The 25,836-nt window shown below is 54.8% G+C and carries 23 protein-coding genes; 2 read left to right on the plus strand and 21 right to left on the minus strand.

Annotated elements, in window-relative coordinates:
- Positions 1–77 precede the first annotated feature (77 nt).
- The gene (locus tag KXU80_RS06690; RefSeq protein WP_219837463.1) at positions 78–1,865 is read right to left on the minus strand and encodes an ABC transporter ATP-binding protein; all 1,788 of its coding nucleotides are present in this window, start codon (positions 1,863–1,865) and stop codon (positions 78–80) included.
- Between the two features lie 66 nt (positions 1,866–1,931).
- Positions 1,932–2,903, minus strand: coding sequence for a serine hydrolase domain-containing protein (locus KXU80_RS06695; protein WP_219837464.1), 972 nt, complete (start codon positions 2,901–2,903; stop codon positions 1,932–1,934).
- A 115-nt stretch (positions 2,904–3,018) separates the two neighbouring features.
- Between KXU80_RS06695 and KXU80_RS06700 the strand changes: the two genes are divergently transcribed.
- The gene (locus KXU80_RS06700; protein WP_219837465.1) at positions 3,019–3,795 is read left to right on the plus strand and encodes an alpha/beta hydrolase; all 777 of its coding nucleotides are present in this window, start codon (positions 3,019–3,021) and stop codon (positions 3,793–3,795) included.
- Positions 3,796–3,860: 65 nt separating this feature from the next.
- On the opposite strand, the gene KXU80_RS06705 is transcribed toward KXU80_RS06700, so the two are convergent.
- The 12 genes from KXU80_RS06705 to KXU80_RS06760 all read right to left on the minus strand — a co-directional run bounded on the left by KXU80_RS06705 (position 3,861) and on the right by KXU80_RS06760 (position 17,039).
- Entirely contained in the window at positions 3,861–5,192 is a 1,332-nt protein-coding gene (locus KXU80_RS06705) for a beta-propeller fold lactonase family protein (protein WP_219837466.1), read from the minus strand.
- A 150-nt stretch (positions 5,193–5,342) separates the two neighbouring features.
- Entirely contained in the window at positions 5,343–5,903 is a 561-nt protein-coding gene (locus KXU80_RS06710; protein WP_219837467.1) for a transglutaminase domain-containing protein, read from the minus strand.
- A gap of 211 nt (positions 5,904–6,114) precedes the next feature.
- Positions 6,115–6,327 carry a hypothetical protein gene (locus KXU80_RS06715; protein ID WP_219837468.1) on the minus strand — a complete coding sequence of 71 codons (213 nt, stop codon included), beginning with the start codon at positions 6,325–6,327 and terminating at the stop codon, positions 6,115–6,117.
- Between the two features lie 251 nt (positions 6,328–6,578).
- Complete coding sequence (locus KXU80_RS06720; protein WP_219837469.1) at positions 6,579–6,941, minus strand: hypothetical protein; 363 nt, start codon at positions 6,939–6,941, stop codon at positions 6,579–6,581.
- A 77-nt stretch (positions 6,942–7,018) separates the two neighbouring features.
- Positions 7,019–8,308, minus strand: a complete 1,290-nt coding sequence (locus tag KXU80_RS06725; protein ID WP_219837470.1) for a DUF4129 domain-containing protein — start codon at positions 8,306–8,308, stop codon at positions 7,019–7,021.
- Entirely contained in the window at positions 8,305–9,399 is a 1,095-nt protein-coding gene (locus KXU80_RS06730) for a DUF58 domain-containing protein (RefSeq protein WP_219837471.1), read from the minus strand. Before KXU80_RS06730 ends, KXU80_RS06725 begins: the two co-directional genes overlap by 4 nt.
- A gap of 24 nt (positions 9,400–9,423) precedes the next feature.
- On the minus strand, positions 9,424–10,389 hold the full coding sequence (locus KXU80_RS06735; protein ID WP_219837472.1) for an AAA family ATPase: 966 nt from the start codon (positions 10,387–10,389) through the stop codon (positions 9,424–9,426).
- A gap of 89 nt (positions 10,390–10,478) precedes the next feature.
- The gene (serS, locus tag KXU80_RS06740; RefSeq protein WP_219837473.1) at positions 10,479–11,762 is read right to left on the minus strand and encodes a serine--tRNA ligase; all 1,284 of its coding nucleotides are present in this window, start codon (positions 11,760–11,762) and stop codon (positions 10,479–10,481) included.
- A gap of 318 nt (positions 11,763–12,080) precedes the next feature.
- Positions 12,081–12,353: a hypothetical protein gene (locus tag KXU80_RS06745; protein WP_219837474.1), complete on the minus strand. Its 273-nt coding sequence runs from the start codon at positions 12,351–12,353 to the stop codon at positions 12,081–12,083.
- A gap of 154 nt (positions 12,354–12,507) precedes the next feature.
- Positions 12,508–14,316, minus strand: a complete 1,809-nt coding sequence (locus tag KXU80_RS06750; protein ID WP_219837475.1) for an ABC transporter ATP-binding protein — start codon at positions 14,314–14,316, stop codon at positions 12,508–12,510.
- Positions 14,317–14,408: 92 nt separating this feature from the next.
- Positions 14,409–16,148, minus strand: a complete 1,740-nt coding sequence (locus tag KXU80_RS06755) for an ABC transporter ATP-binding protein (protein WP_258171421.1) — start codon at positions 16,146–16,148, stop codon at positions 14,409–14,411.
- Positions 16,149–16,505: 357 nt separating this feature from the next.
- Positions 16,506–17,039: an ADP-heptose synthase gene (locus tag KXU80_RS06760; protein WP_219837477.1), complete on the minus strand. Its 534-nt coding sequence runs from the start codon at positions 17,037–17,039 to the stop codon at positions 16,506–16,508.
- Positions 17,040–17,210: 171 nt separating this feature from the next.
- Between KXU80_RS06760 and KXU80_RS06765 the strand changes: the two genes are divergently transcribed.
- Positions 17,211–18,194, plus strand: coding sequence for a YpdA family putative bacillithiol disulfide reductase (locus tag KXU80_RS06765; protein WP_219838907.1), 984 nt, complete (start codon positions 17,211–17,213; stop codon positions 18,192–18,194).
- 114 nt (positions 18,195–18,308) lie between these two features.
- Here KXU80_RS06765 and KXU80_RS06770 read toward each other — a convergent pair whose 3' ends face one another.
- From KXU80_RS06770 to KXU80_RS06800, 7 genes are all read right to left on the minus strand, one after another.
- The gene (locus tag KXU80_RS06770; protein WP_258171299.1) at positions 18,309–18,842 is read right to left on the minus strand and encodes a hypothetical protein; all 534 of its coding nucleotides are present in this window, start codon (positions 18,840–18,842) and stop codon (positions 18,309–18,311) included.
- Between the two features lie 24 nt (positions 18,843–18,866).
- Entirely contained in the window at positions 18,867–19,157 is a 291-nt protein-coding gene (locus KXU80_RS06775) for a hypothetical protein (protein ID WP_219837478.1), read from the minus strand.
- 127 nt (positions 19,158–19,284) lie between these two features.
- Positions 19,285–21,591 (minus strand): thiamine pyrophosphate-dependent enzyme, encoded by a 2,307-nt coding sequence (locus KXU80_RS06780; protein ID WP_219837479.1) that lies wholly within the window; start codon positions 21,589–21,591, stop codon positions 19,285–19,287.
- A 39-nt stretch (positions 21,592–21,630) separates the two neighbouring features.
- A complete protein-coding gene (locus KXU80_RS06785; protein ID WP_219837480.1) occupies positions 21,631–22,641 on the minus strand; it encodes a 2-oxoacid:acceptor oxidoreductase family protein in 1,011 nt (336 codons plus the stop codon).
- A 213-nt stretch (positions 22,642–22,854) separates the two neighbouring features.
- Complete coding sequence (locus tag KXU80_RS06790) at positions 22,855–23,775, minus strand: polysaccharide deacetylase family protein (protein WP_219837481.1); 921 nt, start codon at positions 23,773–23,775, stop codon at positions 22,855–22,857.
- Positions 23,776–23,926: 151 nt separating this feature from the next.
- The gene (locus tag KXU80_RS06795) at positions 23,927–24,961 is read right to left on the minus strand and encodes a phosphotransferase (protein ID WP_219837482.1); all 1,035 of its coding nucleotides are present in this window, start codon (positions 24,959–24,961) and stop codon (positions 23,927–23,929) included.
- A gap of 25 nt (positions 24,962–24,986) precedes the next feature.
- Positions 24,987–25,652 (minus strand): MOSC domain-containing protein, encoded by a 666-nt coding sequence (locus KXU80_RS06800; protein ID WP_219837483.1) that lies wholly within the window; start codon positions 25,650–25,652, stop codon positions 24,987–24,989.
- Positions 25,653–25,836: the final 184 nt, after the last annotated feature.

Below are 25,836 nucleotides of genomic sequence, written 5' to 3' on the forward strand. Positions count from 1 at the left end.
TCATTGTTCGTCTAAATCGTAGTATGGCCAATGTTGATAATAATTATCAGTGAGAACGAAAATTTCTATTCCTATTTCTATGCGCGGCTTACGGTTTCATGATCCTGCAGCCGAAGCTGCTGAGAGGCAAATTCTCGGTACAGCGGGTGCGTTCCCAGCAATTCCTCGTGCGTGCCGCTGCCAGTCAGCCTTCCCTTCTCGATGAAAATGATTTGATCCGCATCCACAACAGTGGACAGCCGGTGCGCAATAACGAGCGTTGTCCTGCCGGCCATGAGATTCTTAAGCGCCTCTTGAACGACAACCTCCGATTTGCTGTCAAGGCTTGAAGTCGCTTCGTCCAGCATGAGGATCTTCGGATCGCGGAGAAGTGCTCTCGCAATGGCGATCCGTTGACGCTGTCCGCCGGACAGCTTGATGCCCCTTTCGCCGACCTCCGTATCGTAGCCGTTAGGCAGCTCACTGATAAAGTGATGTGCGTACGCCATTTCTGCCGCTTGCACAAGGACATCTTGGCTCACTTCATGCTCGATGCCATAACAGATATTCTGGCGGATCGTGCCTGCGATGAGCGGGCTTTCCTGGGAGACGTATCCGAACTGGCTACGCCACGACGTTAAAGAGAAGCTGCCAATGGCATCGCCGCCCAACAGGATAGCCCCTTCCGTCGGTTCGTAATAACGCTCCAGCAAGGAGAAGAGCGTTGTTTTGCCGCCGCCGCTTGGACCTACGATCGCCGTTACCGTACCTGGCGCCGCTTCGAAGGTTAAGCCGGACAGCACAGGATCGCTGCCGTTATAGCCAAAGCTCACATTATCGATGCGGATCGTCTGATCGGCCCGCTGCACCGGCATGCCTGTCACGTGGTCTTCCTCGGGCGCATCCAGAATTTGAACGATGCGGTCCGTCGCGCCGACCGTCTTCTTGAATTGGGTAAAGAACGACGTGATCTGCGTCATCGGCATCACGATCTGAATGAGATAGAGAATGAAGGCAACCAGTTCCCCGGCCGTCAGTTCACCTGACGATACGCGCATGCCTCCGTAGCCGACGATCACGACAAGCAGCATCATCATGACGAAGAACATGAGCGGCGCGATCATCGCCTGAATACGCGCTTCCTTCAGTCCGAATCGAAACAAGCTCTTGATGCCCTTCTCGCCTGCTGCATATTCACGGCGTTCCGCATTCATCGATTTAACCAGTCGGATCTCGGACAGCACCTGGGACAGCGTCGCCGTGAACGAAGCCGTTTCTCCTTGGAGACCCTTAGATACGAGGTACATTTGTCTGCCGAGCGGAATCATGAACAACGCTGCGACTGGGATCACGCCAAGCATGACGGCGGTCATCTGCCAATCCATATAGAACAGCACCACGACCGAGCCAATCACGGAAATGATGCCCGTCAAGAAGCCGGTAAAGTTCTCCGCGATGAGCTGCTTTACAATGCCGGTGTCGTTGGTCATTCGGCTGATCGTCTCGCCGGTCCGATTGTTATCGTAGTACGAGACCGGAAGCACGAGCAGCTTCTTCCACAGCTTATCGCGCAGATTGGCCACGATACGCTGACCCGCCACGTTCAGCATGTACATGGAGAAGCCGCTCACGACGGCCTGTACGATGAACACTCCGCCGAATAGCGCGATCTGGCCGAAGCTTAAGCTGCTGATATTGAAGCCGTCAACGAGCTTCTTCGTAAACAGTGGGATAACGAGCGATATAAGCGTGCCGATCAGGCTTAATAGAACAGCCGCGATAATGAGCGACTTCGGTGGACTTGTTTGCCTCAGCAGCTTCAAGAAGTGCTTCCAGCTGCCCTTCGATTCTTGTTGTTCCTGTATTTGTTGCTGGGATGATGACATTTCGGATCCATTCCTTCCCCGTCTCTTATCAATGTCTGGTCTGTAATCTTGAAGACAGCGTACCAGTCATTTTTGAACAGAAGATGAACAGAACGGAAGGATGTGCTCCAGCAGCAGTTTTTTCGAATAGATGGCGTTTGCCCGCCCTTCCGGCTCTTTGCGGATGGCCGCAACGAGTTCGAGCGAAGGCATCACCACGATGTACTGACCGCCGTACCCTTTCGCAAAATAACAATCGATATGCCCGTTATGCGATTGTGAGGAGACCCACCAGTGGTAGCCGTATTCGCCGAAGATCGGCGGGTCGTAATGCGACAACCCCTTATGCTGCGCGGTTGTCGACGCTTCTACCCATGCCTCCGAAATAACTTGCTCACCTTCCCATACACCGCCTTGCAGATAGAGCTGGCCGAAAGAAGCCATGTCGCGCGCGGTCAAGTACAGCCCCGCTCCTCCTTCGTAAATGCCGCCGTGACTGTCCCATTTCGGCTTATGGAATCCGAGCTTGCCGAAGAGCGTCCGCTGAGCGAAGTCGAGTGTCGACATGCCAGCCGCCTTCGTCAAGATGGCCGAAAGGAGCTGCGACCCTCCGGTATTATAGGCAAACGCGTGGCCCGGTTCATGAACGACCTCCTGCCTCAAAACAAACCCGATCCAATCGTCAGTCCGTTTCATCTGCCAGTACGGCTTATCGAACTCCGGCCAGTCAATGCCCGACGTCATCGTCAGCAAATGCTCGATCGTAATCATGCGGTACCGTTCATCCGACGCTGCGTTCAATGAAGGAAAATAATCGCGGATCCGCTCCTTAATGCTGCCGATTAAACCTTGATCGATTGCGATCCCGATTAGTGCCGACAATATGCTCTTCGTACAGGAATAGACCGCGCTTACGCGGTCGGCTCCCCCATCATGCCAACTCCACAGCGTTTCTCCGCGCTGCAGGAGAATGACGTCTTTGATTTTCCATTCCTGAAGCAGCTGCATCAACGGTTCTGTTACGAATTCGGGCGTGCTTCTCTTGAGATTGAAATCCATCGCTTCGTTCCTTTTTTATCATATTATGTCTTCATAAAAGCTGGAGGTTGTGTACAATAGAGGTGCTAGGCAAGGATAGAACTCATACATTCACTTAGGAGGTTCTTATTCGACGATGGCACTCATTCAATGTGATTTTTATTCCGATGTGCTAGGCATTTCCAGCTCGATGACGGTTATTCTGCCCCAAAAGGCGCATACCCAAATCGGCATGGTTTCCAATGCGGCGCAGGAGAAGCATAAGACACTGCTGCTGCTGCACGGGTTATCCGACGATCATACCATCTGGCAGAGACGGACGTCCATCGAGCGGTACGTCGCGCCGCTTGGACTTGCGGTCGTCATGCCGGCCGTCAACCGCAGCTTCTACGCGAATATGATGAGCGGCGGCGATTATTGGACGTTTATCAGCGAGGAGCTTCCCGCGATTGCGCGTTCCTTCTTCCCCTTATCGGAGCGACGAGAGGATAATTTCGTGGCAGGCTTGTCCATGGGCGGCTACGGCGCATTCAAGCTCGCCTTGAATAAACCGGAGCAATACGCTGCGGCGGCAAGCTTGTCCGGCGCGCTTGACGTCATGACGATCAAGCAGCGCGAGCCGGTTGATTTTCGGCGCATCTTCGGAACGGGCGAAGAAGCAGAGCAGCTGCCGAACAATCTGTTTCTTGCTTCCAGCCGCTTGAAGGCATCCGGCGCTCCGATTCCGCAGCTCTATCAATATTGCGGAACCGAGGATTTTCTGTATCCGGACAACGTCCGCTTCCATGAGCATGCCGAGGAGCTCGGACTGCCGCTTACTTACGTCGAAAGTCCGGGCGACCATGCTTGGGGCTATTGGGACACGTACATTCAGCATGTCCTGGAATGGCTCCCCCTCGATTCGCGGCCTTAAATCGCCTAATGTCAGAATAAGCCGCAGAAGCAGGCGCCGTGCGCTGCTTCTGCGGCTTATTCGTATTATTGAAGAAGAATCGGCGAGATGGCGATCCCTGACGGAAAGCTTCCTGTCGGCAGAATCGCGATCGGCAGCTGACTGGCCACTTCAATGACGGCGACGTATCCGAATGTCAGAATCGTCACGTAAATTTTCAGACCGTCAGCCGTTACCGCGATATCGCTTGTGTTGCTTCCCTCGGGAAGCTCGATCTTGGTCAAAATCTCATTGCGGCTCAGGTTGATTGCCACGATTTCATCGGAACCACGACAGGCCAAATAAGCCAGTGAACCGTCCGGTGTAATGATGAGCTGCTGCGGGTCGCTGCCGGGATCAAGCTTAATTGTCGCCGCGAGGGTATGGTTCGATGTACGAATGCAGTACAAGCGCTCATGCTGGATATCCGTTACATAGGCATGCGCGCCGTCCGGTGTCAATGCAACCGCCGATGGCTTGGAGCCTGCAGGCAGTTTAATCGTTACGGCGATCGTATGCTCGGCCGTATCGATCACCGCGAGCGTCCCTCGGTTAATGAGGCAGCAGTAGACGCGCTTCCCGTCCGGCGATACGGCAACCGCAGCCGGATCGCTGCCAGGCGGAAACGGGATCAGCTTAATCAGCGTCCGCGAATCGGTATCAATTGCAGCGAGGTAATCCTCGATCAGCGTCGTCACGTAAGCAGCTGCTCCTACCGGCGATACGGCGATCGCGAATGGCACGGCCCCAAGCGGGAATTTGATTTCGCCGCTCACCGTATGCGTCAGCGTATCGATAATCTTGACCGTCTTATCGCCTTGGCAGGTGACGTAGACCTCCCGCCCGTCGGGCGTGAAATCAAGCAGTCTCGGGCTGCACCCGGTCGGCAGCGGGATGGTCGCGACTCTCGTATTATCGGCGGTTTGAATGACGGTGAGCGTATGCTGGGTGTGGTTCGCAACGTAAGCATGCAGCATATCGTCCACGCTCGTCGACAGAAGCTCCAGCTTCTGCTGCCCAATTACGGCGCCGGCTTCGTCAACCTCGGCCATGGAAGCGGATACCTCTCCCGCCGCCAGACCAACGACCGTGACCCGAACACCGTAAACGGGAAGCAGCGCGACTTCCCGCGTAACGGAAAATAAACTTCGAGGCCTGCCCGCAGCGCTGAGTTGAACATTTGCCAGTGATTCCGTAAGCATCGCCCCGTAGCCGGCCTCAAACCCGTTCGTACGCTCGCCAGTTTCCAGCGATGCATTCGTATACAGCTGGATGCTTGCTCTTGCCTGCTGCCTGCCTCGATTCATGATGCTGATTCTCAAACTAGCCGTACGGCGGTTTTCCCGATTAAAAAGCAGACCTGTGTCCAATACCGGCAAAGGCTGACGCCTCCTCTACTCTTCCACTCCTCTATCTTATGAGCTGATAGAGTGAAATGGCACGAGGCATCTCACTATATGCCGTTTCTTTGGGCCGAACAGGCACCTGTGGAATTCTACTGGAGCGCTGGTTATTCGATGGTTTAATATTTATGCAATTTGTGCTTTTGGAAAAGTTGGAGTGGTGCTCGTTCTTGGCAGCGTCAAAATCTCAGAGACGCTTACTTCGCTGCTTCCGCTGCGGACGGCGCCTGTCAGACCTCCGGTCGCAATTGCCTGTGCGCCCGTCTGATTGCCGCTGGCATCAAGGAGGACCCAGCGGTTGGCGGATTTCAGGAATACCGCGTTCAACGCATGACCTTCTCCGCCCTCTCCCGCAGTCCCCCGCACCGCCGAAGGGTAACAGAATCCGCTCGGAATCCCCTTGCTCCTCAAGATTCCGCACAAGACGTTTAATCTCGAACTTCCGCTCCCTTCGCCGTGCAGAAGGGCCTCCGAAGCCTTGGATGTCATCGCCGAGCTCGCGTGATCAGCGGATAGGCCAATTTGTTGGCATACAAAAGTAAATGCTTTGCTCACGAAATCATTCTCGCTCGATGACGCGGCGAATAACTCGGATGCATGCTTCTGAATATGGGGGTGGCTGTAGTCAATCTCTTCGGTTTCTGCCAAATAGTCACCCAGAAAACTGGATTCGCATAATAATATCATCTCGATCACCTTCAATTTTAGAATGGCACTCACTGACAAGGCATGTAAATGAATAGGGCTTCATGAATGTGGTTTATAGAATAATTATGCATCAAATCGAATTATTATTCAATAGCCTATGTGATATTCATGCCTCAGGAAGACGAAGAAAAATAAAGAAGCCTGCCCAAGTTCATGCGAACATGACGTTAGGCAGGCATCTCTCTTCCTATTAACCTTGCGGACCTTCAGCCAGCAGTTGGCGGATCTCTTCCAGACGGGCAATCATCGTCTTCAGCTCAATGGCGAGGAAGTCTTCATCCGCTTGCCGGAACGCTTCCTTAAGCTGCGTCAGCTGTGCAGCTGCGGCAGGCAGCAGGTTGAATGCTTCCTCTGCGTGCTTGTAATAAGCATGTATGGTTGTCGTTGGCATGTTGTCGCTCACGTTGCACATTCTCCTTGCTTCGGAATGGATTGGTTCTACTCTATCATTCCGCCGCTCGGGATGTAAAGAAGGCCTTATGCCGCAGCGTTCGTCTATTGCTAAGCTGCAGCAAGCCGCCAAGTAAAGGGGCACCGATCTTCATCATCCATCGTCCTATCTGAAGATAGAGTATGTATAGGGCAAATAAAAAATCTGGCCGCCTACCTGCTTAGAGGTTGGGCAGCCAGGATTTTCACTCTTCGTTCCAATCGCTATTGCACGAAAGGATTGTATTGCCCTTGCATAGTTGGCTCCTGCACCGAGTTGGACGGGAGTGCGCTGCGGATTTGCGCCATCGCTTGCTGAACCCTTTGTTGAATGTTTGCGATCTGGCGTTTCTGTGCATCCATCTGCATCTGAAGCTGATTCTCTGCAAGCTTCAGTTCATTCTCCACGTTGTACAGCTCTTGAATGACCATCTGCACCTGCTGCGAACGCGGATCTAGTCCAGCGTTGCGCAGCGCTTCCTGCGCGCGTCGCTGCTCTTGCTCCTGCCTCAGCTTAACTTGTTCCTGGAACTGCTCGTAGCTGAGCTGCTGGCTGTTGATCGGCTGGTTCTGCATATTCGGATTCATTCGAAGTCTCCTTTGGCATCGGAATTTACTGCCATAGCTTGCCCTTCGAGATGGATATTTATGTTTCCGGCAGTCAATCAACGCTTCTTCTGTCCAACCTCGTCCGCCAGCTTCTGCAGCTGCTCATCCGAGGGCCGCTCGCCGCCGTAACGAACGCCTTGGTACGAAGCCAGCAGTGCATCAGCTGATGAGCGAGAGATGCTGCCGTCCAGACTGCGTTGACCGAGCTGAACCGCTATCTCCTGCGGCGTAAGATGCGCTTGATGCGCGAACCCCTTCTTCACAGCCTGTCCGAGCCAGCGGCGATATAAATAACGAACGCGGGATTCGTTATCCTGCAGATCCTTCCAGCGTAACCGTTCGCCGCCGGCTCGGCCGCGCCACTTGCGCGGAGCGTTCCCCGCTTTCTGTATGCGTTCGATCTGATCGACGTAACCGGACGCGAAGCTCCCCTTCTCTCGGTTGAACAACCCAAGGAAGCGTTGACGCATCTCGCGGAGCCACTCCGAGAACTTACCGACGTTCAGGAGCAGGAGCCATAAACCGGCTGCAGCAATGAGCGATACAACGCCAAACAATAAATAATTCACCCAAGGAGCCATTGTCTTTGCTTCACCAAGCGGCAGCGGCGGGTGCGGCGGCTGTACCGGTTGATCAGGCAGCACCTGCTGCGGCTGTGCATCCGTACCGCTGAACAATGCCGTTAACCATGACGAGACGGCATGCAATGCCGCGCCGAACACCGCCTGCAGCTGATACGTTAAAGCAATCAAGACGACGACCGCAATCACTGCTCCCACAAAAATCCGGTTGTTGCGCCGAACCGACGGCTCGACGACCGGACGCTCGCTGCCGGACAGTGTTTCGCGGCTGACCATGCTGCGGTTGGTCAGGTATAACGTCATCACGAGCGTCAGCATGCCTGCGGCCGAATAGATCCATTCATAGCCTTGAAAGAACGGATGGATGGCATGAAGCACAGACACGACGAAATAAATAAAGACCCCTAAGATGTACTCCTGCGTGTTCAGCCGGAACGCTGCATGCGTTACCGGAAGTCTGCTTCCGCGGTAAACCGCGATCAACGCGAGCAGCATCATGCCGATGCTTGCATACGTGACGCCGAATGCTGGCAGGAAGAAACCCACTGATAGGAGTACTCCAAGCAAGGTTTTCGGAAAAGGATGCTTGAATTTAAGCAAGGTGTTGACGATGCAGCCTGCCATATACGCCGCTAGCAGCAGACCCGCCGTCTCCGTTAGTGTCAAAGTGCCGAGCGGCAGCTGGACGTAGAGAAACAGCACGATCGGAAAGAACAGCATGAGTTCGAGCAGACTCGTCTTCAGCAGCATTTGCAGCCACCTCATACCGCTTCAGCTCCTCTCTCCGCAATAGGGAGCCAATCTACCGCATGCCCTCGCTCGCGTAGACGCGCCATCATGCTCTGAATGCCTTCGCTCATGAAAGCAGAGATGATCACCAGATCGCCAGGCTCATCCCATTCCGCTTCCAGCTGCTCCAGCATGGTGTGGAAAGGAAGCGTCCTGAAAATAACCAGCTTCGCCAGCTGTTCGTATAGATAAGTCAAATGTTCACTTCCGCCGCCCCGTTCTACTTTCATCACTTTGCCGGGCACGTCCAATTCATGCCCGTTACAGGCAAATCCGGTCTCAAGCCCCTGCTCTGTCGCATATTGAAGAATGCCCGCCGCAAGCCGAATGCCATGCTCGATCATCGACGTGTCGTTAACGGCATCCCACATCCCCGCATGATCCTCGACGTTCAGCAGCACCGTCAACCTGTAATCGGCCGTATAGTCCCTGCGGTGCACCTGCAAATTTCCGGTGCGGGCGGTCGCATTCCAGTTGATCATCTTGAGCGAATCGCCGGATCGATACGCTCGGACGCCGCTGATGACGAACGGATCCTCCGCGATCCAGCGCCTGACGGCAATATCGCCCTGCCAGCTCCGGGAAGGCAGCTGAAGCAGCTCGCGGTCGACCGGCTGCGGATATACGAGCAGTTCGACCTGCAGCGGCACGGAACGCCAAGCGCTGAACATGCCGAACAGATCGCCGAACGTCAGGGAAGCGCTGGTCACCCGGTAGCAGCCGCGCTGCGCGGCATGAACCGAGTGCCGTCTTGTCAGCTGCTTTTTGCCCGTCAAGCTGAAGAGGCTCCGGTGATTCTGAAGGAATTGTCCGCTGCTGACATCGAAATTCGCATCGCTTTGGAACTTCAATCCCGTATGCAAGATGGATTCCACGCGCAGCCACGGCACCGGAATCAGCTTGTCGTTGACAAGCCGCTCCACCATCTCGACGGAATCGCCTTCGAAGCAGCTCTGCACGTTGAACGAGCGCGAATAACTGACCTTTCTCATGACGAATCGCCGGAAAATAAACCGCTGCAGCAGCATAACGAGGACTGCGCTGATAATATACCAATGAATACCCATGTTTAATCCACCGCTTCCCGCGTATTACAGGCGGCTAATGAGCGGCGCATCCGCAGGAACGGAGACGGACGCCAGGATGCTTGCAACGATTCCCTCGGCCGCATCCTGGCGCATGCGTCCAACGCTCCGCAAGGCGATCCGGTGGGCCAGCACAGGAATTGCCAGCGCTTTCACATCATCGGGCAGCACATGCCTGCGTCCTTGAATGGCAGCCCTCGCCTGACAAGCCCGAAGCAGCGCTTGGCTGCTTCGCGGACTTGCGCCGAGCGCCGCGTCGGGATGCTTGCGCGTGGCCTCCACGACAGCCAGCATGTAACCGAGCAGCTCGTCGGTCACCTCTACGTTCGTGTATTGCCTCTTCGCGGCTTCAATCTGCGAAGCATCCACGACCGGCTCCAGCTGCTCCAGTGGGCTGTCCACCATGAAGCGCTTCATAATCGCAATCCCTTCATCCGTCGTTGGATAGCCCATCTTCACCTTGAACAGAAACCGGTCGAGCTGTGCCTCCGGCAGCGGGAACGTCCCCTGCTGCTCGATCGGGTTCTGCGTCGCGATGACGAGGAACGGATGCCCGAGCTGATGCGTCGTCCCGTCGATGCTCACCTGACGCTCCTCCATGCATTCCAGCAGGCTGGATTGCGTGCGCGGCGTAGCGCGGTTGATCTCGTCGGCCAGCACGATATTGGCGAACAACGGACCGGGTCGAAACTCGAACTCCGCGAGCTTCTGATTATAGAAATGAATGCCCGTCAAATCCGACGGCAGCAAATCCGGCGTAAACTGGATCCGCTTAAACGCGCCATCGATAGATTTGGCAACCGCTTTAGCAAGCAGCGTCTTCCCCGTCCCCGGGACGTCCTCCAGCAGCACGTGGCCTGAGGTCAAGAGCGCAATAATCAATTTATCGACGATATCTTCTTTACCGACAATCACCTTGCTTACATTCGCACGTATGGCCTTCGCAGCTTGCTCGATATTCCCCAAACTCATTCCGCTGTGCTCCTCTCGATTTCCAGTGAATGGCATTACTTCCTATAGTATACCTGCAATTGTCGAGAGGAGCCATAGCGGATGCGCGGCTACAAGCGCGGCCGAAGCTCGGTCTGACCCTTCATATAGGGTCGAAGCGCAGGCGGGATATAAATCGATCCGTCTGCACGCTGATGATTCTCGAGCAGCGGAATTAAGATACGCGGGCTGGCAGCCATCGTGTTGTTCAGCGTATACGCATGCTTCAATTTCCCCTCTTCATCCCGGTAGCGAATATTCGACCGCCGAGCCTGGAAATCGAGCAGCAGCGAGGCCGAATGCGTCTCTCCGTAGCTTCCGCGGCTCGGCATCCAGGTTTCAATGTCATACTGCTTGTAATTCTTCTGCGACATGTCGCCGCTGCACACGGCCACGACGCGGTAGGGCAGCTCCAGGAGACGCAGCAGCTCCTCGCTGTTCGCCGTCATACGCTCCAGCCATTCCAGCGCATGCGTCAGATCCGCTCTGCAGATAACCACCTGCTCCACCTTCGCAAACTGATGGACGCGATAGAGTCCATGCACGTCCCGGCCGGCCGAGCCGACCTCGCTCCGGTAGCAGGCGCTGACCGCGCCAAGCAGCTTAGGCGCGGCCAAATCTAGGATTTCGCCGCTATAGAACGATACGAGCGGTACCTCCGAAGTGCCGGCGAGCCACTTGTCATCGCCTTGAATCGCGTAGCTTTGGTCGCGGTTCCCCGGGAAATACCCCGTTGCGATCATCGTCTCCTCCTTCACCATGACCGGTACATCCAGCAGGTCAAACCCCTTGCCTAACAGCAAATCCAGCGCCAGCTCCTGTACGGCACGCTGCAGCAGCATGCCGTTGTTCTTCAGCACGTACTGACGGGCGCCGCCGATCTTGACGCCGCGCGCAAGATCGACGATATCCAGCGACTCGCCAAGCTCGATATGGCTGCGCGCTTCGAAATCGAACGCGGGCTGTTCGCCCGATCGCCTAATCTCAACGTTATCCCGGTCGGTGGCGCCCTGCGGCGTATCCGGCGATAACAGATTCGGCACCTGCAGCATCAAGGCTTCATAGATCCGCTCCGTCTCGCGGTAATTATCCTCGACTTGTTTCAGCCTCGCCAGCTGCGAAGCCGATGCCTCCCGCTCCCGCTGTGCTTCTTCCTTACGGCCTTCACGCATGAGCAGCTCGATTCCCCTCGATCGTCTGTTTCGTTCCGCGCGTAGTTCTTCCGCTTCTCTTTGCATCGCTTTTCGCCGGTCATCCACTTCGATCAGTTCCGCGATTGAAATTTTGATTCCCTTCCAATCCGCCGCTCGCTGAAATGCCGCCGCTTCTCTCCGAATCCATCCCATCTCCAGCATCGTTAACCACGCCTCCATTCGAGTAATAAACACAAAAATACGCGTTCCTTTTGTCCCATAACAATGGGACGAAGAACGCGTTCGCGGTGCCACCCAAATTAGTCAATCCAGGATTGACTCTCTCGGTCCACGGGTAACGGTGCGGTGCCGGACTACTTGGAGAGATGCAGCACAATCATGCCGCACTCTGTACGCAGCGCCTCCGAGTTGGATACTCATCATCGGCCTGTTTGCTTATTGCTCTAAAGTATAACAGAGCCGCCGCCATCATTGCAAGCGGCAATGCCCTACTCTACCCCTAGCTGACCCTTAATACGATTAAAGAACGGAAGAAATAAGCTCGTTATCCAATACTTCGCGCTCGAAAGCTTCCGTATATTTGGACATGCAGTTGCAGTAGTAATCTCTTCTGCAGATCGGACAAGGCACAGTCAGAAGACGATTAACGCCGATCAGCTTCCAATCCGGTTTCTTCGTGAAAATAAGGCGGATTTGCGTATTGTCGGACATCGTAACAACGAAATGATAGAGACCTGCTGCCGGATTTATATCTGCCGCTGCAAAATCTTTAATTTTCATGTTGAATTTCATAATCAATCTCCTGTTTTGTAGATTTGAAAATTCCTTGTAAGCTTATATAATTTGCGTGTGAATGTCAATTCATTTATCCAGTTTACCCTTGTTTTGCCCCCGCCAACCGTGCAAAAGGGCAGCTTCCCGCTGCCGGGAGACTGCCCCTCATGCATTAAGCCCCTGTTTGCATCGCAAGTGACTGCTGCATCTCGAATTGCGTCATATAAAGCTTCTTATATAAACCGCCTTGTTTCATCAGTTCGTCATGCGAGCCTTGCTCGGAGATTTGACCGTCTTTCACCACGAGAATGACGTCTGCATCCCGAATGGTAGAGAGCCGGTGCGCAATAATGAACGCCGTGCGTCCTTCGAGCATCGTCTGAAGCGCTGCCTGAATATGCTGCTCCGTCTCCGTATCTACGCTCGACGTCGCCTCATCCAGAATCAGAATCCGCGGATCCGAGAGCAGCACGCGGCCGAAGGCCAGCAGCTGGCGTTGCCCGACGGATAGCTTGGAGCCGCGCTCTTCTACCTGCGTCTGATAGCCGTCTGCAAACTGCGAGGCAAATTTATCGATGCGGACATGCTCCGCCGCCTGACGCAGCGCCTCGTCCGAAGCATCCTCGTTGCCGTAGCGCAAATTCTCCTCGATGGTGCCGGAGAAGATAAACGAATCCTGCAGTACGATGCCCATTTGGCGCCGGAGCGATTCAAGCGTGACATCCGAAACCGGCTGACCGTCGATCAGAATCCGACCTCCCGTCGCATCGTAAAATCGCATCAGCAGGTTGACGATGGTGCTTTTGCCCGCACCTGTCGGACCTACGAGCGCAATGCGCTGACCAGGTTTGATGTGCAGATTAATGCCGCGCAGTACGTCCGGCTTATCCTCCGCATAACGGAAGGAGACGTTCTCGAAGATCACCTCGCCGCGGATCGTCTTCATTTCCTTGGCGTCTTTACGGTCCTTAACCTCCGGCTCCGTGTCCAGAATTTCGAAGATCCGTTCTGCGGAAGCCATGGCGGACAACACTTGGCTGTATACCTTGGACAATGCGCTGAGCGGCCCCCAGAAGCGCCACAAGTAATTGATGAACGCCATAATGAAGCCGAGCGTCAACTCTTCGTTCATAACGGCTTGAGCGCCGAACCAGAGTACGATGCAGGTGCCGATCATGCCGACCATCTCGACGGATGGCCAAACCATGGATTCCAGCGTAATCGCCCGCATGAACGCGTTCTTGTTACGCGTGTTGAGCTGCTCGAACCGGCGGTTGTTCTCCGCTTGGCGCGAGAAGGCTTGAATAACGCGAATGCCTTGAATCGTTTCATTCAAATTACCGTTAATCGCCGACATCGTCTTACGCGAATGCGACCAGGAGCCTTCAATTTTGGGCTGCATCTTGCCCACGATTAAGTACAAGAGAGGAAGCGTGATGAAGGACAGCAGCGCCAGCTTCCAGTCCATCCAAAGCAGGATGACGACGATGCCCACGAGATGGGTAAATTCCATGACCATCGTGATAAGACCGCCGTTGATCAGCTCTCCGATCGCGTTCGTATCGTTCGTGATCCGGGACATGATCTTGCCTGCCGGCCTGCCGTCGAAGAAGCGGAATGACAAGGTTTGCAGATGATTAAACAGCTGCTGCCGAAGATCGAACAGGATGCGCTGTCCCGTAAAGTTGATCATTTTGGTATGGAAATAGCCGAGCAGCCAGCCGATGGCTTTGGAGCCGAGCAGAGCGGCACCGATGAGATTGATCAGCAGGAAATCCTTCTTCACGATCCCTTCGTCGATGATATAGCGGACGAAGAGCGGCTCAGCCAAGCTGAGCGCCATGTTCAGCAGTACGATGACGATGACGACCGATAATTCCTTGCGGTAGGGAAGCACATAGCGGAACAATCGCTTCATATAATCGCGATTAAACGGCTTTTCTTCCAGCTCTTCGCCGGAATCCCATTCCACTTGACTCATGTCTGCCCCTCCTTTTATATCGTTAATGAACTCATAGTTAATATCGTTAAAGAGCGTATTGGAAGATGAATGCTTTTAGACGAGTGCCGGCTTTACCTTGCTGCAGCAGCCTCCTGCATTTGGAACAGGTTCCGGAAGAAGCCTTCCTGTTCGAACAGCTCCTTATGCGTGCCTTGCTGTACGATTCGGCCGCGGTCCAGCACGATGATCCGGTCCGCCCGTTTGACCGAGGAGAGCCGCTGAGCAATGATGAAGGTCGTGCGGCCTTTCATGACCTCAAGAAGCTCTTCGTGAATGGCGGATTCCGTCGCGGTATCAACGCTTGCCGTCGCTTCATCAAGCACGAGGATCGGCGGATCCATCAGTATGGCTCTCGCGAGCGCGACCCGCTGGCGCTGGCCGCCGGACAATCCGACGCCGCGCTCGCCGATGATGGTGTCGTATCCGTAGGGCATGCTCTCGATAAACGCATGAATCTGCGCTTTACGGGCTGCCCACTCGATCTGCTCCTGCGTGGCTTCCGGCACGCCGTAGGCAATGTTCTCCCGGATCGTTGCGGAGAAGAGGAACGTCTCCTGCGGCACGATGCCGATCTTCCGGCGAAGGCCTTCCAGCTCGTAATCCTTCACGTCCACGCCGTCAATTGTCAGCTTGCCTTGGCTGACTTCGTAGAACCGCGACATAAGTGCAATAAGACTGCTCTTGCCGGATCCTGTAGCTCCTAGAACGGCAATGACCTCGCCCTTCTTCACGCCAAGCGAGATGCCTTCCAGAACGCCGGCTTCCTTCTCCTGATCCTGGTCCGCGAAATGAAAGGAAACGCCGCTGAACTCCACGTTGCCTTCAATTCGGTTCGTATCTTCGGCGCGGCCGGCTTCCGATTCGATATCGACCGGCGTATCCAGCACTTCGAACACGCGCGGAGCTGCTTTAACAGCCTGCTGCATAATGTTGATCTGCCAGCCCAGCATGTTCAGCGGCCAAATAATGCCCCACGTGTACCACTGGAACGCCATGAACGTGCCGAACGACATATGGCCTTTGGCCACGAAATAAGCGCCGAACCAGACCATGGTCACAAAGACCACGCCGCCGTAGAAATTCATGAGCGGAAACGCCTTAGCTTCGACTTTCGCGCGCTCCATGTTAGTCGAGAAATTATCGCCGTTGCGATCTTCGAACTTATGCTGTTCAACCTTCTCGCGGGCGAATGCCTTCACGACGCGAATGCCGGAAATGTTCTCCTGGAGCGTCGTCGTCAGCTTCCCCATCTGCTCCCGGATTTGTCCCCAGGCAGGACCGACCTTCTTGTTGAACCGGTACAGGGCAAGCAGCAGCAGCGGCACGGTCGCCATGCTGAGCAGCGTAACCTGCCATTGCATGAACAGCATGAACAGAATCGTCCCGATGAAGGTGAATCCCCCCATCATCATCGCCATGGCCCCGAAGCCGATAAAGTTCTTGACCGATTCGATATCGCCGGTCATCCGCGACATGAGCTGCCCTGTCTGCGCTTTGTCGTAGTAGCTGAAGGATAGGCGCTGCAATTGCGCGTACATCTGCTCCCGTAGCGTAAAGACGACATTCTGGCCGACCAGCTCCTGCGAACGTCCCTGCACGAACATCGCGAAGCTCTTGGCTACCTGCAGTCCCGCCAGCGACAGGGTAAAGATCAGAATCATTTGGACATCCTTGTTTGCGATCCCCTCATCGAAAACTTCTTTGAGCAGCCAAGGCGCTGCCAGGTCGACCAGCGTGCCGAACAGCATTAGGCCAGTCGAGATGACGACCCATTTCGTACTGGGCCGCAGGTACTTCAACAAGCGAAGCATAACGTTCAACGCCATCATTCCTCCTTAGTCAAACAAGCGGTTCCGGTATGTCGGCAACAAAAAAGGAGACCTCGAGCCCATGGCTCAAAGTCTCCTTGTACGCACGAAACAGGGCAGCTGCCTACAGCTGTCTCATGGGCAAGAAGTTGGGCCGATAGACTTGATTCCGCACGAAGTTACGCTGTTTAACCTTCATGTTAACCATAGCCATCGCCCTCCTTGGTAATGTTTCCGTTTACTGGAACATCCAAATCTTATCATCACTTCCAGCAGTGCGCAAGAGGCTCCGCCGAAAAAAGTTTTTTCCGTGCAAACGCATACAGGATCAATGCCTAGCCTGACTGCGCCGCACTTAACCTACATATCGCGCATGGACTCAAAGTCGGCCGCCGTAATACCCTGCTCCACGGCAAATTCATAATCCTCGATATCGTAGACCTGAACCGGTACCTCGGCCTCCAGCAGCTTATCCTGGAACTCGAATTGATCCGACAGCAGCGGCACGCTCAGCTTGATGGACGTGAGCAGCAGCTCCGTCTCGATCGGGTCGAAATATTCGCCGTACTGGGCGTTATCCACCGCATGGACAACCGTGAATTGAATCATATCGTTCAACAGAAGCGGCGGACTTTCACGCCAAGGCATCTGCAGGGCACGCTCTATCTTCTTGCGATTGAACGGATCTTCGAAGAACGCGATAAGCTCCGATATCTTGCTTTTCACGTGCGCGTCATCCTCCGGATCGTCCATCACTGGCTCCGTACCGTCCTTCATATCATAGAGCTCCATAATCGTTGAATATGGCAAGACAAAATCGACCGGCCGGCTTGGCACGAGCAATTGACCATAAGTTGCAACCATTACGGCTTCAATAACGAATCGCCGTCGCATTCTATCTCCCCTTTCACGCAGCGTTAGTTTATTATACAACATATCTTTCCTGCGGGCACAGAGCCAAATGCTTAACGCGGCATGGAGCCAGATGGACGACGATTGTGCTAAAATATAATTTATTCGCAAGTATGGCCTCAAATGAATATTGGAGCTGATTTCATTATGCAAATGCCTCACGAACAGGTCATCATTATCGGAGCCGGTCCCTGCGGTCTGGCTGCAGCCGTCGAGCTTCAGGCCAACGGCGTCCATGCGCTCATCATCGAGAAGCGCAATGTCGTCCATTCGATCTCGCAGTACCCGACCTACATGCATTTCTTCAGCACGCCCGTCATGCTCGAAATCGGGGATATCCCGTTCACGACTGCAAACGAGAAGCCTTCCCGTCTCGAGGCACTGAACTATTACCGAAGCGTCGCTCTCCGCCGAGGCGTGCGCATTAACGCCTATGAGACGGCCACGGCCGTTGAACCGCAGGCGGACGGATCGTTCATCCTCCGCGCGCATAACCGTTACGAGGCGCCCCGAATCTATCACGCGGATACCGTCATCGTCGCAACCGGCTATTTTGACCATCCGAACGAGCTGGGCATTCCGGGCGAGAATATGGACAAGGTCACCCATTTCTTCCGTGAAGCGCATCCCTATACGGGCATGAAGGTCGCGATTATCGGCGGCAGCAATTCCGCGATCGACGCCGCATTAGAGCTGGAACGCGCAGGCGCAGACGTCACCGTCATTTACCGGGGCGAGCATTATTCCTCCAGCATTAAATCGTGGGTGCGGCCCATCTTCGAAGGCCTCGTCACGAAGGGACGCATCGGAATGCGCTTCGCTTCACGAGTCGTCGAGATCGAGCCGCATACCGTAACGATCGAGCATGAAGGCGGCTTCGAGCGTCTTCCGAATGATTTTGTACTGGCGCTGACAGGCTTCCATCCGGACCGCGCGTTCTTGACCTCCTTCGGCGTGACGATGGAGGAGGAAGGCTTTCCTACCTTCGACAACGAGACAATGCAGAGCAACATTCCCGGCGTTTACTTGGCGGGCGTTGTCGCTTCGCGGCATGAGGCAAATGAAATTTTCATCGAATCCGGCCGTTTCCACGGCCGCAAGATCGCTGCGCACTTGAAGGAAATCGGCAAGATTTAACTCCATTAAACAATGGAAAAGGCCTTGATTTCGCACGGTTCTACGTGCGTGAAATCGAGGCCTTTTGGCGCTTGTGAGTCGTGATTGCAGCGACTTCCGAAATCCGGGACAGCGTTACAAGCCGGCGATCGGCTGCAGTCCGCTCGAATCAGCGCCGGAGAAGGTCAGCACGGTTGCGATCTTCTGAAGCCGAATATACTCGTTATTCGCAAGCTCCGTTCCAAAATAAGCAAACATATACGCTGCCTCCAGGAACGTCAGACCCGGATAAACGGCGATGTTCTGATTGGAGAACGGGTTGTCCAGCAGCACCTGCCATTCTCCGCCTCGGTCCGCTGCCGGAATATCGCGAAATACCTGCTCTTTCGTCCGGACGATGCCGTCAAACTCGCGCCAGATGTACGTCCATGAGGGACTGAACCGACCCGGTTCCGGGAGCGCCTTCATCGCTCGCTTTAACAGGACCTCCGCCCTTCTGCATTCATGTTCCTCGTAATTTCGAAGATAGAGCCGGAATGCGTCCAAAAATCGCCGGATCGGCGTAAATCCTGCCGCTTGCAGCTCTAATCCGACGGCATCGACGGCTTCATCCGACTTGACTTCCAGCAGGTGCCGGAAATAATCGACATCCACTTCTTCATTCAACACCCTTCACGCCCCCCTGCCGCTGTCCTATTCCGCCCTGCGCACCTGCAGGCTTCCATCCATTTCAAGAAAGAGTACGCGCCGCCGGTCATTGTTCAGCTTCACGTTGAACAGCTTCAGCCGCTCTTCCTTGATCTCCAGCAGATCCCAGCCGGAGTCGTCCGCGTAGCCGGCGAGCGCCAGCGCTTCGCTGAATTGCCGCTCCGCTGTCTCTATATCTTCCCACCAAATCGCGCCGTAATAGGCAAAATCATACGTATTCTTCAGCATGCCGCAGGCAATTTCTCCCGATGCGCGGTGGCGCAGTACAGTTGGCATCTTCTCGCAGCTCCCTTTAATTCGGACACCGGGACAACACCCGGATCCCCGTTTATATCTAGCTTCTAACCCAAACAAGGCGCCGGCGTTCGCGCCGCCGCGCCTTGTTCGGAAACCGGCCTTAAGTCTATAGATAGGCGTTCTCGTGCTTGGCTTTGAGCCGCTGCCAGCGGCGCTCCACTTCATCTTCGAACGACTTCAGCGCTTCCGCATATTCGGGGCGCGTCATATGCTTGGTCTTGCCCATGTTTTTAAGCCAATCGCCGAGCGGAATCCGCTTGCCCTTTTCTTCGGGATTGAAGGTAATTGTCGTAATGCCTTCCTCCACGTCGTAGAGGGGGAAGAAGCAGCTGTTGACGGCATCGTCGATCAACGTCTGGCCGATCTTCTCCTCCGATAGCCAGTTAAGCGGGCATGTGATCAGAATTTTGCCATAGACGAGACCGACGTTCTGCGCGTAGTATTGCGCCTTTGCCGCTTTGCGGAGCAGATCCTGCGGCACCGATTCCGAGCCCGTGAATACATACGGAATGTTGGTTGCCGCCATAATTTGCGCCGTGTCTTTGTGATGGAACAGCTTGCCGCCTTGATGCTTGCCCACGTTCGACGTGGACGTGCGGTGGCCGAGCGGTGTCGAATACGACAGCTGCGCGCCCGTGTTCATGTAGCCTTCGTTATCGTACTCCAGAATGATCATTTTGTGATTCCGGAGCGCGCTGCCGATGGCCGGACCCATGCCGATATCCATGCCGCCGTCGCCAGTAATCATGACGAACGTGAAATCGTCCTTCAGGCCGTATTGGTCGAGCTCGCCGCGGCGTTTGCGCTCCCAGAACATTTCGACGACGCCCGAGAGCGTGGCCGCACCGTTCTGGAACAGGTTATGAATATAAGTCGCCTTGTGCGAGGAATACGGGAAGCCCGTCGTCACCACCATGGCGCAGCCTGTCTGGTAAAGCGCAACGATATCGCCCTCTATGCCTTTGAAGAACAGCTCCAGCCCCGAGAAAATGCCGCAGCCCGGACATGCGCCGTGACCCGGAGCAAGCCGTTTCGGCTTCTTGGTCAGCTGCCGGATCGGCGGAACCTTGACCTTCAGCTTGCCGGAAGCTTCGTCTCGGTCCACTGTAATGAGGCCTGTCTTCAACTCCTCGTATTTTAGCGGCTCCAGCACGCGCTTCGGCGCTTTGCCCGGATCTCCCGGTGTATGGCCCCAGTAATCGAACGGCACGTCAACTTTGCCCGTATTGGCAGCCTCGATCGCCAGCTCGAACAGATGATGGCCGTCCTCGGCGTAGAAGTCTTTGCCCCCGAGGCCGTAGATCCGGCTGATCACGAGCGTATCCTTCGCGCCATGCGTGAACAAAGCCGCTTTGATCTCGTTCGTCATGTTGCCGCCATGGCCGCCGTACGAATCCGCACGGTCGCCGATCGTAACGGCTTTGATGCCGCGCAGTGCTTCAGCAATTTCCTTCGCCGGGAACGGGCGGATCATATTAGGTGCAATCGAGCCTGCTTTGATACCCTTGGCGCGCAGTTGGTCGACGACGTCTTTGATGATTTCGGAAGCTGAATTCATGAGGAATACGGCTACTTCCGCGTCTTCCATCCGGTAGAGGTCCAAGATCGGATAATCGCGGCCGGTCAGCACTTCATATTCCTTGCGAATACGATCAAATACTTCGGACGCATTATACATCGCCATCGACTGTTGATAGCAGTTATTGATATAGTCCGGCTCGTTCATGTAAGGTCCGACCGTAATGGGGTTGTTCCGGTCCAGCACATGCTTGAAGCCCTCCGGCGATTTCTCCCCTACGAAAGCATGCACGTCCGCGCGGTGGGCAAACGTCTGCACTCTGCGCTTCTGATGGGAGGTGAAGTAGCCGTCGGAGGCGACGAGCACGGGGAGCCGGACCGCCGGATCCTCAGCAAGCTTCAGCGCCATGATGTTCATGTCGTATACGGCCTGCGGATCGCGGCACATCAGAATCGGCCAGCCCGTATTCAGCGCGAAATAGAGATCGGAGTGATCCCCGTGAATGTCAAGCGGTCCTGATACAGAGCGGCAAACCAGATTCATAACCATCGGGAAACGTGTACCCGATTGCACCGGCATCTGCTCCAGCATGTAGAGATAGCCGTTCGAGCTTGTCGCGTTGAATACGCGGCCGCCCGCCGCGGAAGCGCCGTAGCAGATTCCCGCGGAGCCATGCTCGCCGTCGGCCGGAATCAGCTTGATGTCATGCTGGCCGTTCGCTTTCATGAGATCCAGGAACTGCGCCACTTCCGTCGAAGGGGAAATCGGGAAATACCCCATGACATGATAATTGATCTGATGCGCCGCATAGGCTGCCATCTCGTTGCCCGACTCATAGACCATGCGTTGCTCGACTGTACCCGTGCTCACTTCTTTATTGATTTCAATGGCCATTTGTAAGCTCCTCTCTTCCGTGCAATCCAAAACACGACGTTAATTCGCTGATGCCCAATCAAATTTGTGCGGTACGCGATGCTCGTCGCCATAGCCGTCTGTTTCCCGTTCGGAAGCAAGCGCCTCCGTGGGACAAGCGACAACGCATTTCAAGCAGCCTTTGCAATATTGATAATCGATGCCCTGCAGGAACATCTGCGGACGCCCTTTCTTATCCGGCTGTTCTTCCCACACGAAGCAGAAGTCCGGACAAGCCGTGTCGCAGGCAGCGCAGTGGATGCATTTCTCCTCGTCGAAATGCGGCATCATCCCTTGCCGGCTGATAGACAGATCCTTCAGCACGCTGTTGCCGGGATTAACGATCATGCCGCCGATCGGCTGCGTCAAATAGCCTAGCGACGGAACATCCCAGCGCGCCGGCTGCGGCATCGCAATGCCTTCCGGCAGCCCGAAGGTCTGGAATTGGACTTCGTCATAACCGCGCTGGAACGTGCGAAGGGCGGGTTCGACCGCCTGCGGATATTTCTTCTCCAGCGATTTGCGGATAATGCCTTTCATATGCTCGAAATCCAGGAAGTCGCAGAGCCGGAACAAGCCGCCAAGCATAGCCATGTTGACACGATTGTTTTCTTCAAGTGAAATCCCTGTTGCATCGACGACGGCAAGTGTACCAGCGGCGAGATTCATTTTCTCCTTCAGCTGCTCCGGAGTTTTGGAGGAATTAACCAATACAACGCTGTCTTCATAAATCCCGCTGATGACATTGACGGTTTTGGATAAATTCTCGTGAAACACGCCGACGATATGGGGACGCTCGACCGGTGTCGTATCACGGATATTCGTCTCCAAATCGCAGAACCGAATATGCGCCTTAACCGGCGACCCTTTCTTCTCCGAACCGTAAGAGGAGAAGCTTACCCCGTTGAAACCGCTTCCAACTACACCCGCTTCAGCTAACATTTTTCCCGCGAGGTTGGCACCGAGACCGCCGATCGATTCCAGTCGAATTTCAAAGAATCCAAGATCATTCTGCTTTGGAAGTAATGCCATTTGCTCCACTCCCTTCCCGAATTAACTGAATACTTTTTATATTCACAACTGTCAGTATATCATCATAAATTTGGGGCGAATAGCATTTATTTTCCAAGCAGCACCGAGGAAACAGTAATACAGCCAATTGTCCATCCTGCTGTGTTAGTACAGCTCGTCCGCCAATTAGAAACAAGGCTGGAACAGATTTCCTCCACCTTGCCAGCCGCGATGCTACGGCTTCAGAAATCGCCGCTGGTGCTGCCTTAGCTCGCGCCATCCGATTTGAATGATGCCTTCACTTCGAAGCACGTCCTTGACCTCCTGATCACGGAATATATCCAGTTCCATGCCCCGCCTAAGCGGTTCTCCATGAAAGGAAAGCAGCTCGTCAGTGATGCAGGACGGATGAATGATCACTTCCGATACGCCCGGTCTGAGCCTCTTAATAAGCGCGATCATCTGCGCCTTGAACTGGGCGTACGTTTCCAGCGGAGCCGCGTGGAAGGGCAGCGCCACCAGATAATCCAGTATAACAACACCTCTTCGCTCCGCTTCCTCAGCGTGCTTCAACGCCTGGCCGGCGAGTTCGGGCGGCGCTGGAATGCCGCTCTCGAGGAGCAGGTAGCGCGGAAGTCTGAACGGAAGGCCATATTTGGCGCATACCTCGAACACCTCCGACAGAAAATCGTGCCCTGTTTGAAGGCCATACAAGCTGCCCATGTGGTTGTCGGCATGGGTCAGCTGAATGCCGAGCTGCAGCGCCATCTCGACCTGGGCCAGCAGCTCCTGCTTCACCTGCTGCGCATCCGCGCGGCGCTCGAACGATTTGGCTTCTTTATGAAAATAGCCTTCCGGGGTTACGAGCGACAACGTCGAGCCTCCCCTGTAAACCGGGCCCCATTTCATGGCGTCCCATTCGCTCGTAAACGTAAAATGCACCCCAACGTCGAGATGCGGACGCGAAGCACTCCACTGCGCTGCTTCCCTGGACCAGCCGCATGGCATCATGATGGTCGCCGAAGAGACCGTCCGTTCCTCCAAAAGCCTCTGAATCCCCATATTCGTAGAATGGCAGAGGCCATAATCGTCAGCGTTAATGATCAAGAGACGGTCCTTCGGTCCGTATCCGAGCTGCTCGGCCGTGCTCTTCATATCGACATCCCCCTCCTGCTGCGCTTTCGGTCGCCATCGCATTGGAAATAGAACGGATCAGATTATTTATATGACAAAAGCCCAAAGGATCATGCTCCTCCAAGAGAAGAATGATACTTTGGGCCAATAGTTAACGTCATTAATAGTTCTCTTAAACAGGAATACTTGCTCCCAAATGCTTTGTAAAAAGCGCAGCCAAGGCAGCCCGGCGGTGCTCGATCCAGCCGCAAACAAAATGGACGCGGTCGATCTGTCCGAGCCAGACGGCTGCCGGGTCGAGACCTTCCTGAAGCCTCCCCGCAAAATGAAGCCATACATCCAGCATGCGAAGCTGGATTAAGTCCGGCAGCAGCCGCAATTCTTGCTCCGTGAGCCGGGTCTGCGAGCCAAAGCCGCGGCAGAACACCTCGATCCGCTCCTTCGCTTCCCCATCGTTATCGCTTGGAAACTCAGCCAGAACGACCGCGATTTCCATCGCTCGCAAGTCCACCGTGCAAAATTCAAAATCGAGCAGCCCGACAATTTCATCCCCGTTTGCAACTGCGTTCGTAAAGACGATATCGCCATGAATCCATTGATGCGGAAGCCTTCGAAACGCTTCGTTTAACGTCGTTAATCGTGCTTGCATCAAGAGCAGTTCTTCCACTTCGTTCTTCCGGTTCGCAAGAAGCGGAATGTTCAGGCATAATGCGGTCAGCGCGTCCGCGTCCATGGCCGCGTGGGTTTCCTGCCACGCGTAATACGGCTTGTACACAGGCACAAGTCCCTCTATGTCCGAGATCGCCGCTAGCGCGTGCGAAAGCTCCCCCGCCGCGCGCCCAAGACTCTCCACATGATGGATGTTCTCGGATACCGGCCGGGTTCCTTCAATGTAGCCGTATAATGCCGCAAGTTTGCCACCCGGCGAAGCTGTCACCGTTTCCCCATCAACATTCGCTATCGGCAGGGGCACCTGAAATGTCAAACCTGCCTGCTGCAGCTTCACGAGAAGCTCGTGTTCCATGCTTACGATTGCGGTGTCCCGATGATTATCATAAACGCGAAGCACGAATTTGGCTTTATCGGCATAGATCATCCGCGTCGTGTTGTTCATGCCGCTCTCTTCCAATACTGCCTGCCAATTGCCGGGCAAGGAATAGCGCTCTACGTAGACGGCAAACTCGCCGCCTTCTTGCTTCTGTACCATGATTGCGTTCCCCCTGGCGCGTCTACTAATTCTCCGTTTGATTCAGCCTGGCCAACCGTTTCATGAAGCTATGCTGCCAGCTTGAAGAGAGCTCTGGAACGCTCAGCAGCTTCAGCATGCCCTCACGGTCGCGCTTATCCTTATGCATGACGCGGTTCGCTTCCACAATGGAAATGCCTGCGGGATGCCGCTGCTGCAAAATCAGCTTGTCGCCTTGGGCGATCTCGCCTTCCGCCAGTACACGAAAATAGAAGCCGGTGTAGCCGTTCTGCTGCACATCCAGCTGCAGACTAGGCAAGCCATGCTTCATGCCCAGCTTGTAGCAGGGCTGCCGCGGCTGGCTAACCTGCAGCAGTGCTTGACCGACCGAAACCTGATCGCCGATGCAGAGGGACTCTTCGGTTAGTCCAGTCACCGTGAAGTTCTCGCCGAATGCACCTGCTGCAACAGGACGCTTCCACTTCTGCTGCCAATACGGGAAATGATCCGCACTGTAAACGCAAACCGCTTTATCCGGCCCGCCGTGGTTCACGAGATCGCCCTGCGCATCTCCGGCCAACCCTGTGAAGGACAACGGCAGCGATTTGCCGACGACCGCCTTCTTGTTAATGCCCGTAATCACTTCCTTCTCACCGAAAGGTACGGTCTCTAGCAGAGATATATTAAGCGATACTAGTTCGCCAAGTTCCATGAATGCCAACCTCCGTTTATGATCGTTTATTGAAATTATACGCGGATTGGAGAAGACACCGCAATGATTACTGCGATAAAAGCCCCGGAAATAGCGGACATTTCAATGCGTCGACGGTTACAGATTGTGTCGAAAGCGCGCTTTTCGTGTTGGTTTCTGCGCTTCCCCGGGAAATGATTTAACG

Source organism: Paenibacillus sp. R14(2021), assembly GCF_019431355.1.
Taxonomy (GTDB): Bacteria; Bacillota; Bacilli; order Paenibacillales; family Paenibacillaceae; genus Paenibacillus_Z.